Raw genomic sequence first — 17,708 nt, 5'->3', positions numbered from 1 at the left:
CCTGCCCCGGACGGGACGACAAAATCGAATGTTTAAAACGACGAAACAGAAACATGACCGAACTGCACGCAAAAAGAGACCTGCAGTGAGACATCTTTGAACTTGCCTGACCGTTGGCGAAATTCCCTTTCAATTCTATAAACCCCGGTTCACCCGTTTCTTCCAGTACCGCCAGTCGAGGCGGATATTCCAGCGGTTCTGTTTCCAGTGCCGCATTACCGCCGTCACAATGGCCACACCGGCCCCAACGGCGGCGATGCCGCCGACGCCGACTATCAGCGGCTCCAGGGCGTGGAGGTAGTTTCCCGTGAAGAGAAACTGGGTGGCCCGAAAAAACCAGATCCCCGGGATCAGCGGCACAAAGCCGCCGACGATAAAGACGGTGACCGGGACGAGGTGGATGCGGGCGAGGACCTCGCTGGCGACGGCCACGGCGATGGCGCCCCAGAACATGCCGAGGATCAGTGTGTACCCCTTGGCGACCGTCAGATAGAGAATCGTGGCGCTGAGCATCCCCGTCAGTCCCGCCGAAACCACTGTCCGCGGGGGCGCCTGATTATAGACGCTGAAGAGGGCGGAAACGAAAAAACTGACGGCGATGATCGGTGACTGCGGCTCTACCGGTTCGGACAGGTACTGGGTGCCCACCAGAGCCAGCGTGATGCCCGCTCCGCCGAAGAGGGCCGCCGTGAGGCCGCTCGATTCCAAGCCCCGGATGGTGCCGGAGATCAGGTCGCCGGCGATGATGTCCCGGACCGAGTTGACCATATAAGCGCCGGGGATGGCAGACAGCAGCACACCGACAACGACAGGACCGATGTCGAAATTGACAGTCGTGCGCGCCGCCAGGACGAGGCCTGTACCGACAGCGCCGAGGAGCAATTCCCGCAGATAGTTGATGGCGACAACTTTCGTCCCGTCGACCAGCAAAAAGGCGAGAAAGGCCATCAGTAAGGCGAGGCCGCACTCGGTCCAGCCGCCGCCAAAGATAGCGGCGATGCCGGCGGCTGTGACGGCGCTGATGTACAACTTCACCAGCGGGGAGTAGAGGGGCGGGGTGTTTTCGATTTCTTTCAGCTCCGAAAAGGCTTGATCCAGTGAAATGTCCCTGCGGGCCACCTGGCGGGAAAGATGATTGATGGCCGCGATCCGGTCGAGATTGACTTGCCGCTTCGCTACGCGCCGGAAGAAGGTGCGCAGGTTCCCCTCGCCGTCGATGTAGCTGACGAAGACGCCTGCCGGGGTGACATAACTCTCCAGTTTGTCGACACCGAGGGCGTTCCCCATCTTCTGGACCGTATCTTGCACACGGTAGACCTCGGCGCTCGATTCGAGGAGCACGCGGCCGGCGTTGACGATGAACTCGATAGCGCCGTTGACAGGGCTGTTGGTGGCGCGGTTCATGATAGTATGTAGGGGACTGCTCATGGATGTCACCTCCGGCGCATAAGCCTGTTGTGCTGAATTCATTATAAGTCGGCACACAAGAAGCAACAACCTCAATCCAGAGGATGGGCCTTTCCATAACCTCCCCGCAGGCGATGACTGAAAGGCATTTTTGTGCAAGGAGATCGGAAACCTTTTGCCGAACGAATACAGGAAAAGCAGTTTTTACAAACCTGCCGATCCGAGACAGTAAAGGAGTTGTCCCTGTGACGCACGCATCCGTTGCTGCCCCAACCGACCGCCTCATGCTCAAAGACCTCAAACACGGCCAAGCTTTTCACGACCTCCTGGTTGTTCGCCGTTTTTCCCTGATGCCTTATCGCGATGCCGCCAAGGGGCATTACCTCACGGCCACCTTGGAAGATCGATCAGGCAAGGTGGAGGCGAGAGCCTGGGACAAGGGAGAGCAGTTCGCCCAGATCCTGAAGGAGGAGACGGTCTTTCGTATCCGCGGTCAGGCTACCGAATACCAGGGAGCCATCCAGTTGCATATCCACGGCATTGAACCGGTCGATAATCGGGAGATCGACTGGGGACGGTTCCTGCCCGTGACGCCCTTGGATCGCAACCAACTGGAAGCGAACCTGGACAGCGCCATCGCCGCTATCGCCAATCGCCACCTGCAAGCACTGCTGGTTCGCCTTTTCGCCGAAGGGGACATCCGCCGCGCCTACCTATGCGCCCCGGCGGCGATGACCCACCACCAGGCCTATATCGGCGGTCTCCTGGAGCACTCGCTCGGCGTCCGTGCGACAGCGCTCGGCCTCGCTGCCAGCGTGCCGGAAGCCGATCGGGACCTCCTGAGCGCCGGCGCCCTCGTCCACGATATTGGAAAAATCGAGGAGCTGCAGTATCAGAGCATCATCGGCTACACCGTCGCCGGCAACCTGCTCGGCCATATCGTCATCGGCATCAACCTGCTCGATCGGCAGATCCGCCAGTTGCCGGATTTTCCGGAAGAACTGCGCCTACGACTTCTGCACCTCATCGCCAGCCACCACGGCGAGTACGAGTGGCAATCGCCCAAGCGGCCCCAGACGGCAGAGGCTTTGATCCTCCATTACGCCGACCGCTTCGACGCCGACATGTTCAAGGTGCGCCAAGCCTTGGCCGAAGCGAAGGACGGCTGGTCTCCCTATTTAAAAGGTATGGAGCGCCGTTTCTACGCCGGCATCGCCGATACGAGCGCCGCCAAAAACAGCTTCGTATACAACACCGAGACGAGCAACCACTCTTCCGGCGAGAGGCGGCACCACAGGGGAGGAGGAGGGGAGCGCCCATGAGCCTGCGCTTCATCCTGGGACGGGCCGGGACAGGGAAGAGCCGCGCTTGTCTCGATGAGATCGCACAAGAACTGAAAGGGTCTCCCCAAGGTCCGCCGCTGCTGTTTCTCGTTCCCGAGCAAGCCACCTTCCAGACGGAGCGGGCGCTGGCCACCATGCCGGGATTGGGCGGCACGATCCGGGCGCAGGTCTTCAGCTTCCGCCGCCTCGCCTATCGGGTGCTCCAGGAGGTGGGCGGCAGCGCCCGCATCCCCATCGGCGATTTGGGCAAGCGCATGATCCTGCGTAACCTTCTGGAGAAGCACAAGGACGAACTGCGCCTTTTTCACCGTTCCGCCGGTCAGCCCGGCTTCGCCGACGCCCTTGCCGGCGCCTTGTCCGAGCTGAAACTGTACAACATCGACGCCACCAGCTTGGACCGCTGCCAGACCGAGGTGATCGAGCGCCAGGGCGCCGGACTGCTCGCTGATAAGCTCCACGACCTGGCACTCTTGTATGGCGCCTTGAAGACATTTCTGGAAGGTAAGTACACCGATCCCGACGATTATTTGCATCTGTTGGCCCAGCGCATCCCCGGCTCGGTCATGCTCCGCGATGCCGAAGTCTGGGTCGACGGCTTTGCCGGCTTTACCCCCCAGGAGTTGTCTGTCCTGGCGGCGCTCATGTCCGCCTGCCGCCGCGTCAACGTGGCGCTCTGCCTCGATCCGACCGAACTGGATGAACCTTGCGACCTTGACGATCCCTTTTTTCGCACCCGCGAGACTCAGGCCAAGTTGTTGCAGCTGGCCTTTGACCGAGGGATTGTCATCGAAAAAGCGCTCCATCTCGTCCCCGCTCCCGGCCAAAGCGCCCCGCGTTTTCAGCACCCCGAACTGCAGCACCTGGAGTCCTTTTATTTCCGCCGTCCTGCGCCGCCCTGGCTCGGTGGGACGCAAAGCCTCTTCGTCTGCGCCGCCGCCAACCGCCGCAGTGAAGTAGAAGGGGCAGCTCGGGAAATCATCCGCCTCTGCCGCGATCAGGGCTATCGCTGGCGCGACGTGGCGGTCCTCTTGCGCGACCTCGAATCCTACTATGATTCTATCGAGAGCGTCTTCAGCGATTTCGGCATCCCACTCTTCATAGACAGCAAGCGCCCGGCGCCCCACCATCCGCTGGTCGAACTGATCCGGTCGGCCTTGGAGGCGGTCCTGCGCGACTGGGCTTATGAGCCTGTGTTTCGCTACTTAAAAACCGACCTGGTCCCCCTTTCTCGAGGGGAGACAGACCGGTTGGAAAACTACGTGCTGGCTCACGGCATTCGGGGCCGGCGCTGGCGCGATCGGGAGCCCTGGCTTTTTCGCCGCCGCTTGACCCTGGGTGAAGACGCCTTGAGCGAATTCAGCGATCAGGAACTGGCCGAACTGGCCGAGATCAACGGCGCCCGAGACCGGGCCCGCGCCGCCTTGGCCTCTTTTCACAAAGCAGTCGTCGGCGCAAAAGCGGTGCGCCCGATCACGGCGGCCCTCTATCAACTGCTCGTGGACCTGAAGGCGCCTGAGCAGATTTCCTGCTGGATCGCTGAGGCGGAAGCGGCGGGACGGATCGAGGAGGCCCACGCCCACCGGCAGGTCTGGGCAGCCGTCATCGACCTCTTTGACCAGATCGTTGAGTCCTTGGGAGAGACGCCCCTGGATCTCGCCACCTATGCCGTCGTCATGGAAGCAGGCCTGGACAGCTTGAAGCTCAGCCTCATCCCGCCGGAACTCGACCAGGTCTTCGTCGGCAGCCTTGATCGCTCCCGCTGCCCGGGGATCCGGGCCGCCTTCGTCCTCGGTGTATCCGAAGGGGTGCTCCCGGCGCGGCCGAAAGACGACGGCATCTTCGACGACAAAGAGCGCGAGCGCATTTACGCCTTGACTGGCCTCGAACTGGCGCCAGGCAGCCGTCGCCGGCTTTTTGATGAAGAGTACCACATCTATGTGGCCCTCACCCGCGCCAGTGAACGCTGTTACCTCAGCTATCCTCTGGCCGATGCGGAAGGGCGGGCGCAACTGCCCTCTTCGGTGATCGCCCGGGTGCGGGAACTGTTCCCGCAAGTGACGGAACGGACCTGGCTGCTGGAGCCGGGCAGCTTGCCGACAGGCGCCGGCCTTTCAGGCAGCGCTTTTGCAGGGGCTGCAACGGCAGAAACTGCTGCCATGGCTCAAACCGCTTTGGCAGCCCGGACAACAAAAGAGGCAGCCATGAGCGCTGTTGAACGCGAACTGGCCGAGGAATATATCGTCCACCCCGCGCGCAGTCTCTCTTACCTGATCCCCTCCTTGCGGGAGGCCTTGGCCCGTCGTCCGGTGCCGCTCGTCTGGTGGGCGGTCTACTCTTGGCTCGCCGAACGGCCTGCATGGCGGGAGCTTTTGGCGCGGGTGCTTTCCGGTCTCTGGCATAAAAACCGCGAGCAGGACCTGCCGAAGCCCGTCAGTCGCCGCCTTTTCGGCGATCCCTTGCGGGCCAGCGTCTCCCGGATCGAGCGCTTTCTGGCCTGCCCCTTTTCCCATTTTATTTCCCATGGCCTTCGGCTGAAAGAACGGCGGATCTTCCGTCTCGCAGCGCCCGATCTGGGCGAGTTTTTCCATGCCGCCTTGAAGCAGTTCGGCGAGCGACTGCGCCGGGACCGGCTCGATTGGGGCGCTCTTCCCCGGGAGGAACTGTTCCGCCTCACCGGCGAGGTCGTGTCGGACTTGGCGCCGCAACTGCAAAACGAGATCCTGCTCAGCACCGCCCGTCACCGCTATCTGACCGGGCGGTTGCAGCAGACCTTGTCCAGGGCCGTCATCGTCCTTGGCGAACATGCCCGGCGCGGCCAATTTCGGCCTCTGGCCCTGGAGGTCGGCTTTGGACCGGAAGAGCTGCTGCCGCCGGTACAGGTGCCCCTGACGGGCGGACGATGGATGGACCTGGTGGGCCGCATCGACCGCATCGACGGCTTCTTCGTCGGTGACGCGTCCTGGCTGCGCGTCATCGACTACAAGTCCAACCGGGCCAATCTGAAATTGGCCGACATAGCCCACGGCCTGAAGTTGCAACTGCTCGCTTACCTTGACGTGGCGCTGCGCCACGGCAACCGGCTGTTGCAAGGATGCGCCCTTGGCGAGGACAGGCCGTCGTCACTGTCGGCTGCGACGGCCTGTCACCCCGGCGGGATGCTCTACTTCGGCATCTGCGATCCGCTCCTCTCGACAGGTGGCCCCTTGACAAGGGATGAGGCAGAACGGGCCATCCTCAAGGAAGCGAAGATGTGCGGCCATGTCCTCGCCGATCCGGCTGTGGTGGCCGCCATGGACGGTCAAACCCGGCAGGGCTATTCGCCGCTCATCCCGGTGGGCCTGAAAAAAGAAGGCGGCTTCTACAGCGCTTCCTCTGTCTTGACGATGGAACAGTTCGCCCTCCTGCGCCAATACCTGCAGAGCATCGTTGCCCGCGTTGGCGAGGCCATCCTGGATGGGTTGGTCTCCATCCGCCCCCACCGCCGCGACGATCGGCTTGCCTGCAGCTTTTGTCCTTATAAATCGGTCTGCCAGTTTGACCTGCTGCTGCAGGATAACGACTACCGCCTGCTCATTGACGACCCGCCGGAGAAGATCTGGGAAAAAATTGCCGCCGGTCCCAAGGCTATTTTTGAAGGGGTGATCCGATGAACCGCGAAGCCCTGTGCCACGACGACCCCATAGGCCATGACAGGCTGCGCCCCGATTCGATACCTCGCGATCCCAAATGGACTGACGAACAGTGGCAGGCCATCACCGCCCGCAATAGCGATATCCTCGTGGCGGCGGCAGCCGGCGCCGGCAAGACGGCCGTCCTCGTGGAACGGCTCATCGGCATCATCAAAGAAGGCGTCGATGTGGACCGATTGCTCGTCGTCACCTTCACCAACGCGGCGGCGGCGGAGATGCGCGAACGCATCCGGACAGCCTTGACGAAGGAGTTGGCCCGCCATCCCCACCAGACCTGGCTGCGGCAGCAACTGGTCCTGCTCAACCGGGCCACCATCACGACACTGCACTCCTTTTGCCTTGACCTGGTCCGCAAGTACTATTACCGCCTCGACCTCGATCCGGCCTTCCGTGTCGCCGACGAGACGGAGATCGCCCTGCTCCGCCAGGACGTGCTCGACGAAGTCTTCGAGCGCTTTTACGAGCGCGCCGGAGCAAAAGAGGGGACGGAGTCGAAGGGTGAGTACTTCACCGCCCTGGTCGACGCTTATGGCGGGGACCGCGACGACAGCCCTTTGCAGGATATCGTCCTCCAACTTTATGAAAAAGCGCTCAGCCAACCCTGGCCGGAACAGTGGCTTCAAGACATCCTCGGCAAATTTCAAGAGGCCGGTGACACCATTGCTGAACAAACCTTGCCCGGTGAACTGCCGGCTTGGGAAGCCCTGCCCTGGTTCGCCGCCTTGCGCGAGGAGATGTCGATCGACTTGGCCGAGGTCGAGAGTCTCCTCGTCCGGGCGCTGTCCCTTTGTCGGCAGCCCGGCGGGCCGGCGGCCTATGGCGACGCCGTCACGGCCGATCTGCAACTGACCCAGGACCTGCATCTGGCCGCCGGGCGTTCCTGGACGCAACTGCACGAGTGTTTTCAGGCCCTTTCTTTCACGCGTGTCAAGGCTGTTCGCGGTCCTGTCGACGAATCCCTAAAAAAAGAAGTCAGCCGCCTGCGCTACCAGGCCAAAAAAAAGCTTACGGACCTGCAGAAAAAGTATTTCCTCCGGACGCCTCACGATCTGGTCAGTGATCTGACACAGGTGCTGCCGCTGATGGCAACCCTTGTCGATGTGGTCCTGGCCTTCGACCGCGCCTTCCAGGCAGCGAAACGGGAAAAAAGGCTCGTCGATTTCAACGACCTGGAGCATTTCTGCCTGCGCCTGCTGCTCGACGAGTCGGCAAGTCCCGGCGTCCCGGTCCCGTCGTCGCTGGCACTGGAACTGAAGGAACACTTCGCCGAGGTCCTCACAGACGAGTATCAGGATACGAACACCGTCCAGGAGACGATCCTGACCCTTCTGTCGCGGAACAACCGCTTTATGGTCGGCGACGTCAAGCAGAGCATCTATCGCTTCCGCCTCGCCGAACCGAATCTGTTCCTGGAAAAGTATCGGTCTTTTTCGCCCTACGACACGCCTGGTCCGGTTAATTCTGACCATGGGGCCCCCGACCATGCCTTTTCCGGTCAGGGCGCTTCTGTCCCAGGCGCCCGCATCGACCTGGCGAAGAACTTTCGCAGCCGCCGCAATGTCCTGTCGGCAGTCAATGACCTCTTTCGCCGGATCATGACCCCTCGCGCCGGCGAGATGGCCTATGATCGGCAGGCTGAACTCGTCTACGGCGCCGCTTTTCCCGAACTGCCCGGCCGATCTGGCGATCCCGTCATTGAACTGTGGCTGCTGCAGCGGCAGCCTGACGCGGATGGCTCTGAAGAGAGCATTGAAACACAACAGAATGCGAATGAGACAAAGGGCGCCATCGACGGCGATCACAAAAACATAGCGAAAGCAGGCGAGAGTCCGGCCCAAAATACTGCTGACGTTGCCGGAGAGAGCCCTTCTGACGATGCCGGCGAAGACGCCGGGCAGCCGACCGGTGGGGAAGAGGAGTTGCTGCTTCTCGAAACCGCCCAGTATGAGGCCCGGCTGGCGGCCCGGCGCATCGAGGAACTGATGAAATCAGCCATGCCGGTCTACGATCGGGAACAGGGCGGCTACCGGCCTGTCTGTTACCGTGACATCGTCATCCTGATGCGCAGCACGAAGGGGCGGGCGGACATCTTCTTAGAGGAGTTTCGCGCTGCCGCCATTCCCGCCTACGCCGATACCGGTGCCGGTTACTTCGAAGCTACTGAGGTTTCCATCCTGCTTTCGCTGCTGCGGGTCATTGACAACCCCTGCCAGGATATTCCCCTGGCTGCTGTCTTGCGTTCGCCCATCTTCCGCTTTACCGGAGAAGATTTGGCTCGCATCCGCTTGGCTGAGCCGCGGAAGACCTTCTTCGATGCCATCGAGGCCTTCATCGGGCAGGCGGAAGCCGCAGCCCGGGACACGTTTACCCCCATCGATCCCGTCGCCATCCGCCTTCGCGAATTTCTGCGTCAGATAGACGCCTGGCGGACGCTGGCCCGCCGCGATTCCCTGGCCAAATTGATTGCCACCATCTATCGGGAGACCGGTTTTTACGACTACGCCGGCGCCATGCCCGGCGGGGGGCAGCGGCAGGCCAACCTGCGCGCCCTCTACGATCGGGCGCGCCAGTATGAGGCCACCACTTTGCGAGGGCTCTTTCGTTTCCTGCGCTTCATCGAACGGCTTCAGGATCAGGGCGGTGATCTCGGAACCGCCCGGACGCTCGGGGAGAAAGAAGACGTCGTCCGCATCATGAGCATCCACAAGAGCAAGGGCCTCGAATTTCCCGTCGTCTTTGTCGCCGGTCTGGGCAGCCAGTTCAACCTCCAGGATCTGCGCCGGGACTTGTTGATCCACAAAAATCTCGGCCTCGGTCCCGTCGTCGTCGATACGCAACTGCGCTACCGTTATCCCACTGTCGCCAAACTGGCTATTCAGCGCCGCCTCCACCGGGAGACGCTCGCCGAGGAGATGCGCATCCTCTACGTAGCCCTGACCCGGGCCAAGGAAAAGCTGATCCTCCTGGGAACTGTCCGCGAAGTCGCCAAGTCGGCTCAGCAGTGGCTGCACGACGCCGAAGGGATCCCCGTTGCCGCAGCCCTTCCCGACGAGGTGCTGTTGCGGGCCAAGTGCTACCTCGACTGGATCGGCCCCGCCTTGGTTGGACATCCGGACGGACAAGAGATTCGGCGCTGGGCAGAGGGCGCGCCGGCGTTAGGGGCGACTTTGCCGGAGAACAACCTGACGATGACGAAAAACGAGACGATGACTGAACAGGAGCGGATAGACGGAAGCTCCCGGTGGCGGCTCTTCTACGCGGCGAAAAAAGAGTTGATCGGACTTCGTAAAGAAACAGGCTCGGAAACCCCTTTCAACCCGGTTTGGCTCGAAAAACTGCGGCGCCTTGAACCAATCATCCCGACGGACCTTGTCGATGCGTCGCTGTCCTGGTCCTATCCTTACACCGGCCTATCGGGAATCGCGGCCAAAGTGGCTGTAAGCCGCATCAAGAAACAATTCGTCTGGCACTCCCCAGAAACACCACCCTCCTCAGAAACGCCACCCTCCCTAGAAATACCACCCTCCCTAGAAACGCCACCCTCCCTAGAAACCCAAACCCCTTCACCTGATGCCCTCGTCGACCTTCGCCCCCGTTTTCTGCAACAAGATCGGCGCCTGACGGCAACGGAGCGGGGTTCTGCCGTTCACCTCTTTTTGCAACACCTCGACCTTGCCGGAGAGATATCTCAAGCAGGGATTGCCGGGCAGGCCGACCGGCTCGTCAAGTTGGAATTGCTGTCCCTTGAACAGCGGCAGGCCCTCAACGAAGAGGAGATCCTGCGTTTTCTAGAGAGCCCGCTCGGGCATCGCCTGCGCAAGGCAAAACAAGTCATGCGGGAGGTCCCCTTTACGCTGGCCTTGCCGGCGGCGGAAATCTATCCGGAAAAAAGGGCAGAGGGGGAGTCTGTCATCATCCAAGGGGTCATCGACTGCCTTTTTGAGGAAGATGACGGGTGGCTGTTGCTGGACTACAAGACGGACCGCTGTCCCGTCGGCATGGACAGGGAAAGGTGGCTGCAACAACTTCGCGATTCCTATCTTGGTCAGGTGAACCTCTATCATCGGGCTGTCGAATCGGTGCTGAAAGTGAAAGTAAAAGGCCGTTGCCTATTCCTGCTGTCTATTGGACGTGAGATGGCGCTGTAAAGAAAAAGGCCCCAAGCCAAGCGAGTTTCCTTACCCGGTCAAAGGTTCCGTGAAGGCGTCCCGCGTTAACTGGAAGCGAAACGAGTTGACAAGATTGATGCCGCCGTGCCACCATACAATCAGGTATCCTACCAACTCGCCGGGAAACAATGCGATCATGAAGGAGGCGCAAGGTCATATATTTATGGAGGAATTGCTTATCGGCCAGAAGGCGCCCGATTTCGAACTGCCCGCTTCCAACGGGAAGACAGTGCGCCTGAGCCAGTATGCCGGGAACGCTGTGGTGCTTTATTTCTATCCCAAAGACAATACGGCGGGATGTACCCTGGAAGCCCGAGAGTTTCGCGATCTGTACGACCAATTCGTCCAAAAGAAGGCCGTCATTCTCGGCGTCAGCCGCGACAGCGTCCAATCGCACGAGCGCTTTGCGGCCAAACAGGGGTTGCCTTTCCTGCTGCTCAGCGACAGGGATGGCGCTGTGTGCAACGCTTACCAGGTGCTCAAAGAAAAGACGCTCTACGGCAAAAAGTCTATCGGTATCGAGCGGTCAACCTTCATCATCGACCCGGAGGGAAATATTCAGCAGATCTATCGCAAGGTCAAGTCGGCGGGCCATGCCGCCGCAGTGCTCCAGGCGTTGCAGCAACGCTGATTTTTGCGGGGGGGGGGCTATCGAGGACGGTCTTTGCCTGCCCAGGGGAGCCTGGGGAGTGCTTCTGAATCGGGCAAGCGGGGGGCGAAACCATGGGCTTGCACCGGGGAAAGGTGTATAGCATGCTGGAACAGGCAAAAGAGCAGGAACGCAAGGTGTATATCTTTTTTGCCGACGGCACCGTCAAACGGTTCCGGATCGTAGATGTGACGCCGCCGATCGCCTATGGGATTCGGGACGACATTGCCGACTCGACGACACAATCCATTCCGATCACAAAAGTCACCGCTGTGGAGTGGGCATGAATCATATCGAAAGGTGTCGACGGAAAAGACAAAAAACGGTCAAAAATGGCCAAATACAGGCAAATTGGCCTGTATACAGTATATGAAGCTATGTATTCTTGCCTTTGCTTGAAGTTATGCTAAAATATAATAGTCTTTACCAAACAGAAAGAAAAAATACTTTAGAGGGGTGAGGGTGTTGAACAACCGGCAAATTACCATCGTCGACACTACGTTGCGTGACGGTGAACAGACAGCAGGCGTAGTTTTCGCAAACAAAGAAAAAATCCGTATCGCCAAGATGCTGGATGAAATCGGGGTTCACCAGATCGAGGCGGGTATTCCCGTCATGGGCGGTGACGAGAAAGAAACGATCGCCAAGATTTGCAAGATGGGCCTGAAGGCCAGCATCATGGGTTGGAACCGCGCCGTCATCTCTGACATCCAGCACTCCATCGACTGCGGCTGTGACGCTGTCGCCATCTCCATCTCCACTTCCGACATTCACATCCAACATAAGTTGCGCACCTCCCGCGAATGGGTCCTCGAATCGATGATGAAGGCCGTAGACTTCGCCAAGTCCCAAGGCTTGTACGTCTCCATCAACGCGGAAGACGCTTCCCGTTCTGATATTGAGTTTTTGATCCAGTTTGCCACGGAAGCCAAAAAGCTGGGCGCCAACCGCCTGCGCTACTGCGACACCGTCGGCATTATGGAGCCTTTCACGATCTATGAACACATCAAGCGGCTGCGCGAAGCCGTCGATATCGACATTGAAATGCACACCCACGACGACTTTGGCATGGCCACGGCCAACGCTATCGCCGGTGTCCGCGCCGGCGCCACCCATATCGGCGTGACCGTCAACGGCCTTGGTGAGCGGGCCGGCAACGCCGCCCTGGAAGAAGTCGTCATGGCGCTCAAATACTGCGACAACATCGACCTTGGCTTCAAGTCGGAAAAATTCCGCGAGCTCTGCGAATACGTTTCCAAAGCCTCCGGCCGTTTCCTGCCCACCTGGAAGTCCATCGTCGGCAGCAACATGTTCGCCCACGAGTCCGGCATCCACGGCGACGGCGTCTTGAAAAACCCCAAGACCTATGAAGTCATCTCCCCTGAAGAAGTGGGCCTTACCCGTCAGATCGTCATCGGCAAACACTCCGGCACCGCCTCGATCAAGGCCAAGTTTCGCGAATTCGAGATCGACATGACCGAGGTGCAGGCCGCCGAAGTGCTGGCTCGCGTCCGCGAGACGGCTGTCGAACTCAAGCGCCCCCTCTTCGACAAGGAACTCATGTTCATTTACGAAGAGCTCTACGGGTATCCCGAACACTGAGCCGCCCCTGCACCGGCATGATTTGTTGGCCTGCCGGGACGGCCTCCGGAAGCAATAGGATGAGTAAAAAAACGGTTCCGCGCGTATTTTTTGCGCCGGAGCCGTTTTTTTCGCTGGAAATTTTACCGGAGCCTCTATTCCTGAAATGATTTCCGCTGCTGAAAGGCTTTCCCCGGCAGGGCCGTTCATAGGGGTACGGATCGCGCCGCATACTAGGAAAGGCCAGAGGTCCCCCAACGCCGAGTACAATGGAGGTGATGGAGTGCATTTCTGCTTTCACGACTCCGCCCACAACTGGGACAACAACAACGGCCTTAACTGGACCATACAGGTGCACAACGGCTAGGGGCCACTCCGGCCCCCGGCCTCCGTTTAATGGGAGGTATTTTTTTGCGCATCTTGATGCTATCTTGGGAATATCCGCCCCGCGTCGTCGGCGGTCTGGCGCCCCATGTCCACGGTCTGGCAGGTGCGCTGACAGAGCGGGGCCATGAGGTCCATGTGATCACCCAGGGTGGCGATGGGCTGCCGGAAACGGAGCGGGATCGGGGCGTCACCGTTCACCGCATCCACCCTTATTCTTTATGGTCTCTCGATTTTGCCGGCGACATCCATCACCTGAACTTCGCCTTTTTGGAAAAAGCGCTGGCCGTCGCCAGCGAATACGGCGACTTTGACATCGTCCACGCCCATGACTGGCTTGTCGCTTATGCGGGACGGGCGCTCAAGCACGGTTGGCAAAAGCCGCTCATCGCCACCATTCATGCCACTGAATGGGGACGCCACAACGGGCTGCATAACGACCTGCAGCGCTACATCAGCCAGGTTGAGTGGTGGCTGGGCTATGAGGCATGGCGGGTGATCGTTTGCAGCCAACATATGGAGCGCGAACTGGGTCGGATCTTTCAGATGCCCGGCGACAAGATCGCCGTCATCCCCAATGGCGTCCATCCCGACGACTTTTCCGCCGACAAGGCGCAGGGATTCCGCCGCAGCGACTACGCTGCTGATCATGAACGGATCATCTTCTATGTAGGCCGCCTCGTCTGGGAGAAAGGGGTTCAGGTCCTCGTCGAGGCGCTGCCTCAGATCCTCCGCCGCCATCCCGTCAAACTGGTCATCGGCGGAACCGGTGCGCAGATGAGCTATCTAAAGCATCTAGCCAATCGTTGCGGCGTTGGCGACAAGGTCCATTTTGCCGGCTATGTCCATGGCGCCACTAAGGTGGGTCTCCTCCGCGCCGCCGATGTGGCTGTGTTTCCAAGTCTCTATGAGCCTTTCGGCATTGTCGCCCTGGAGGGGATGGCCGCAGAAACGCCAGTGGTCGTCTCCGATACGGGCGGTTTGTCCGAAATCGTCCGGCACCGGCAAAATGGGCTGAAGGCGTTGACGGGCAATGTCAATTCCCTGGCCGAACAGATCATCACCGCCCTCGATGACGAGTTGCTCGTCAAGGCGATGACGAGGCAGGCCGCCCGAGAGGTGCGGGAAGTCTATTCCTGGTCAGCCATCGCGGATCGGACGCTCCAGGTCTATAAGACGGTCAAGACTGAAGCGGCGATGGCGATAAAGCGCGGTCCTGTCTCCCTCTTGCGCTTTCGAGGGTTGGGCCAACTGCTGCAGGCAGGCGGAAAACATTAAGCAGCCTTAGCAGGAGTAGCGGATCTCGACTGGCCGGTGGGGGAGGCTGGTCAGGATTGCCGGCAACTCCGTCCAACCGTCAGGGGTGGCATGCACGGCATACCACCCCTGCGCAGGTTCGACGGCGACAACGTTGATCAGGTGGGTGTAGCCTTCAAGCAGCCGCAACCCCAGGCCGGAGGCCTGCCCGTCGGCGAAGCGAATAAAGGCCACCCGTTCCATCGTCGAGACCTCCTCGATCCAATGGGTGAGGCGGCGGTTTCCTTTGTAGCGGTTCATTGAAGATAAAACCCCTTCCGGGCAAACAGGCGTTGTATGTTTCGGCAAAAGGTAGAATGGGGCATGAACAAAGTATAACGGCAATCAACTCAGGATAAAAGGGCCACAAGCATCTGGAGGACGCCTCGCCGCAGTGCAGTAACATTGGATTTTTTTATGTACGGCCGCCCGCAACACCAACTACGTCGCACCCGCACTGATGCAGCTTACAGTAACACTGCATTTTTTATGTATGGCCGCCCGCAACACCAACTACGTCGCACCCGCACCGATGCAGCTTACAGTAACACTGTGTTTTTTTATGTATGGCCGCCCGCAACAGCCTCTTTTTCCGGGAATGCGGGGCGGCTTTTTGTTTCAGTGCGCCGGCGATCCTGTCCCAGCGTAGGCGCGGTAGTCGATGCGCGGGAAGATGGGACTTCGTTCCTCCAGGTCGGCGATGATCGATTCCTTCAGAGCCCTCTTGCCGCGGAGCATCTCATAGAGGAGCGAACAATTGTTGAGGTGATAGACAGAGCGGTTGACGGCGTAACGGACAGCCGTGTCCGTTTTCATGATAAAAGCCCAGTCGCTGCTCTGGGCCAGCAGCAGTTCCCTCGCCATTTGGTTGAGGGCGCGCCGGGGTAGCGCCTCCGGAAAGGGTTGTTCCTGCGCCAGGCGGATCATCCGTTCGGCTGCCCGGTGCAGGTGGCGGTAGAGCCAATGGTTGCTGTTTTCCAGCCAGACCTCATGGTAGCCGGCGTCGCCCCAGCTGGACTCGTTGGGCATGGCTGGTTGGATGAGCGGGTTCTCGTCCAGGTAGCGCGTCGGCGTGATGAAGGCGATCTCGGGGTTCACCTGTCCCTGCTGGCGGATCACCTGGTCGAGGAAGCGTGGTCCCTCATACCACCAGTGGCCAAACAACTCGGCGTCATAGGGGCAGACGATCAAGGGCGTTCGTTCCGGCATCAGGCTGTTTAGCCACTCTAACTGGCGGGAGCGGTTAAAGAGGAAGTTTCTCGCATGGAGGGCCGCCTTCGCCTCCGCCCAAGCAGGCACGTAGGGCGCTTTGTGGCTGCCCTCCCGGTCGGTGATGCGGTGGTACTTAAAACCTGTGTGCAACCGGATCCCCTCAGGGTGGATGAAGGGGCGCACATACTCGAAATCCAAGTCGTAGCCGATATCGCGGTAGTACTCGCGGTAGTCGCCGTCGCCGGGGTAGCCCTCGTCCTTGCTCCAGACCTGTTTCGACGATTCCACGTCGCGTCCGAAGGCGGCCACGCCGGCAGGTGTCATCAGCGGGGCGTAGAGGCCGTAACGCGGCCTGGGGGTGGCATAGAGGATTCCGTGGGCGTCAGTGATGAAATAGCGAAGATGAAAGTCGGCAAGGATTTTTTCTAAACCCGGGTGGAAGGCGCATTCGGACAGCCAGATCCCCGGCGGCGAGCGGTGAAAAAAGTCTTGATAGGTTTCGACGGCGACAGCGATTTGCGCCCGTTCGGCGACGGGATGGGGGCGCATCAGCGGCAGGTAGCCGTGGGTGGCCGGGCAGGGGATGATCTCGAGGATCCCGGCGTCCATCAGTCTGCGGAAGGCGCCGACCAGATCGCGCCCGTACCGGTCATTGAAGGTAGACAGGGCGTCGTTGAAGCAGTCCCGGTACATCCGGGCCAGGGGCGCGAAGGCCGGGTCATCGTGGGTGCGTTCGATCTCCAACTCCGCCAGCAGGGTCAGTTTCGAGACATGTTTGGCGTAGCGCTCCTGTAAAAGCGGGTCAGCCAACATGGTGAGCAGCGTAGGGCTCATGGTCAAGGTGATCGCGACAGGCAGGCGGTCACGCTGCCAGCCTTCGAAGACGGAGAGCAGCGGCAGGTAGCATTCGGTGATGGCCTCGAATAGCCAGCGCTCTTCCAGGTAGTCTTCTCGGTCGAAATGGCGGACGAAGGGAAGATGAGCATGCAGCACAAAGGCGATCCAACCTTTAGTCATGGGCGGTGCCTCCAGTCATCAGTGCTTTGGCAGGGATGAGCGCCGACGGGCGACGTCGCCATGACCAGGGGGACCGCCTGGCCTGCAAGTTCCGGGATGGGCGGCCAGTTTGGGTCGATGACGGGAGAGGGTGAAGCTGCAGGCGTTTCGATCGCATCAGAGAGCAGCAAGATGACAAAGCGATCCGGCAAGAGGCGTCCTACAGCCAAACGGTAGCGGTGGGCCGGCAAGACGCCCTGGATGAACCAGTGATCGGCGTGGTCAGGTATGTTGATCTCCAAAAAAGGCGCCTCTTCCAGTTCCGCTGTCTCGGTGATGTCGTAGAGGCGGATCTGGCGCGGCGCCGTCCGCCATTCTTCCGGGTGGTAAACGGAAGCTGCCGCCGCTTCCCGCTCACCTGAGATCTCCCAGTAGGTGTAGAGGGAGTAGGGGGAGCGGGGGAGCAGGCTGATGGTATCCTCGTCAACGCGATGCTGCAAGGGCGGCAGGTCAGCGTCGAAGCGCTTGGGGATTGGAAGAGGGCTCAGTTCACCGGCATACTCTTCATATATCTTTTTTACAGGCAAGGGCGAACGACGGCTCTGGCGCTGGAACCAGGAGTAGACGAGTGTAAAAGTGATAGCGATCATCAGCAGCGCAAGCGCGAACAGGCCGATATTAAGCCAAGGCAGCAAGGCAGAGCACCTCCTCAGGGCTGATTGCTCCCCTAGTATTCCCGCCTCCCCGCTCCCTATTTAAATGAGTCGGCAGGGATTTTTCCCCGTCATCCCGAAAAGAATGAACAGGTCTGCGGCAAAGCAGTCCAGGTCGGCGAAGCGACTTAGATTCTGTGGCGAAGCGGCTTAGGTGCGACGAAGCGGCTGCGGCCTGCGACGAAGTGGCTGCGGCCTGCGACGAAGTGGCTGCGGCCTGCGACGGAGCGGCTGCGGCCTGCGACGGAGCGGCTGCGGCCTGCGACGAA

General features: G+C 60.2%; 11 protein-coding genes. 7 read left to right on the top strand and 4 right to left on the bottom strand.

Translation table 11 applies throughout. From position 1 onward, the window contains the following. Positions 1 to 135: 135 nt before the first annotated feature. Entirely contained in the window at positions 136 to 1,428 is a 1,293-nt protein-coding gene (locus HM1_RS13665; RefSeq protein WP_012283983.1) for a threonine/serine exporter family protein, read from the bottom strand. 224 nt (positions 1,429 to 1,652) lie between these two features. Here HM1_RS13665 and HM1_RS13660 point away from each other — a divergent pair, with 224 nt between their 5' ends. The 7 genes from HM1_RS13660 to HM1_RS13630 all read left to right on the top strand — a co-directional run bounded on the left by HM1_RS13660 (position 1,653) and on the right by HM1_RS13630 (position 14,500). After that, positions 1,653 to 2,729: a 3'-5' exoribonuclease YhaM family protein gene (locus HM1_RS13660; protein ID WP_049754187.1), complete on the top strand. Its 1,077-nt coding sequence runs from the start codon at positions 1,653 to 1,655 to the stop codon at positions 2,727 to 2,729. Continuing rightward, a complete protein-coding gene (locus HM1_RS13655; RefSeq protein WP_012283981.1) occupies positions 2,726 to 6,400 on the top strand; it encodes a PD-(D/E)XK nuclease family protein in 3,675 nt (1,224 codons plus the stop codon). Before HM1_RS13660 ends, HM1_RS13655 begins: the two co-directional genes overlap by 4 nt. After that, a complete protein-coding gene (locus tag HM1_RS13650; RefSeq protein ID WP_012283980.1) occupies positions 6,397 to 10,587 on the top strand; it encodes a UvrD-helicase domain-containing protein in 4,191 nt (1,396 codons plus the stop codon). Before HM1_RS13655 ends, HM1_RS13650 begins: the two co-directional genes overlap by 4 nt. A 184-nt stretch (positions 10,588 to 10,771) precedes the next feature. Continuing rightward, complete coding sequence (bcp, locus tag HM1_RS13645; protein WP_041314056.1) at positions 10,772 to 11,239, top strand: thioredoxin-dependent thiol peroxidase; 468 nt, start codon at positions 10,772 to 10,774, stop codon at positions 11,237 to 11,239. 92 nt (positions 11,240 to 11,331) lie between these two features. Then, the gene (locus HM1_RS13640) at positions 11,332 to 11,544 is read left to right on the top strand and encodes a hypothetical protein (RefSeq protein WP_012283978.1); all 213 of its coding nucleotides are present in this window, start codon (positions 11,332 to 11,334) and stop codon (positions 11,542 to 11,544) included. A gap of 178 nt (positions 11,545 to 11,722) precedes the next feature. Next, positions 11,723 to 12,859: a homocitrate synthase gene (gene nifV, locus HM1_RS13635; protein ID WP_041314050.1), complete on the top strand. Its 1,137-nt coding sequence runs from the start codon at positions 11,723 to 11,725 to the stop codon at positions 12,857 to 12,859. Positions 12,860 to 13,249: 390 nt separating this feature from the next. Beyond that, positions 13,250 to 14,500 carry a glycosyltransferase family 4 protein gene (locus HM1_RS13630; protein ID WP_012283976.1) on the top strand — a complete coding sequence of 417 codons (1,251 nt, stop codon included), beginning with the start codon at positions 13,250 to 13,252 and terminating at the stop codon, positions 14,498 to 14,500. A gap of 6 nt (positions 14,501 to 14,506) precedes the next feature. Here the strand turns inward: HM1_RS13630 and HM1_RS13625 are convergent, their stop codons facing one another. The 3 genes from HM1_RS13625 to HM1_RS13615 form a co-directional block, all read right to left on the bottom strand. Next, positions 14,507 to 14,779, bottom strand: coding sequence for a hypothetical protein (locus HM1_RS13625; protein WP_012283975.1), 273 nt, complete (start codon positions 14,777 to 14,779; stop codon positions 14,507 to 14,509). Between the two features lie 357 nt (positions 14,780 to 15,136). After that, positions 15,137 to 16,747, bottom strand: a complete 1,611-nt coding sequence (locus tag HM1_RS13620; RefSeq protein WP_012283973.1) for a glycoside hydrolase family 57 protein — start codon at positions 16,745 to 16,747, stop codon at positions 15,137 to 15,139. Further along, complete coding sequence (locus HM1_RS13615; protein ID WP_012283972.1) at positions 16,744 to 17,421, bottom strand: DUF4912 domain-containing protein; 678 nt, start codon at positions 17,419 to 17,421, stop codon at positions 16,744 to 16,746. The genes HM1_RS13620 and HM1_RS13615 overlap by 4 nt, the downstream gene beginning before the upstream one ends. Positions 17,422 to 17,708 lie beyond the last annotated feature (287 nt).

Origin of the sequence: Heliomicrobium modesticaldum Ice1 (assembly GCF_000019165.1) — a bacterium.
GTDB classification, from domain to species: domain Bacteria; phylum Bacillota; class Desulfitobacteriia; order Heliobacteriales; family Heliobacteriaceae; genus Heliomicrobium; species Heliomicrobium modesticaldum.
This window is presented reverse-complemented; position numbering and strand designations above follow the sequence as displayed.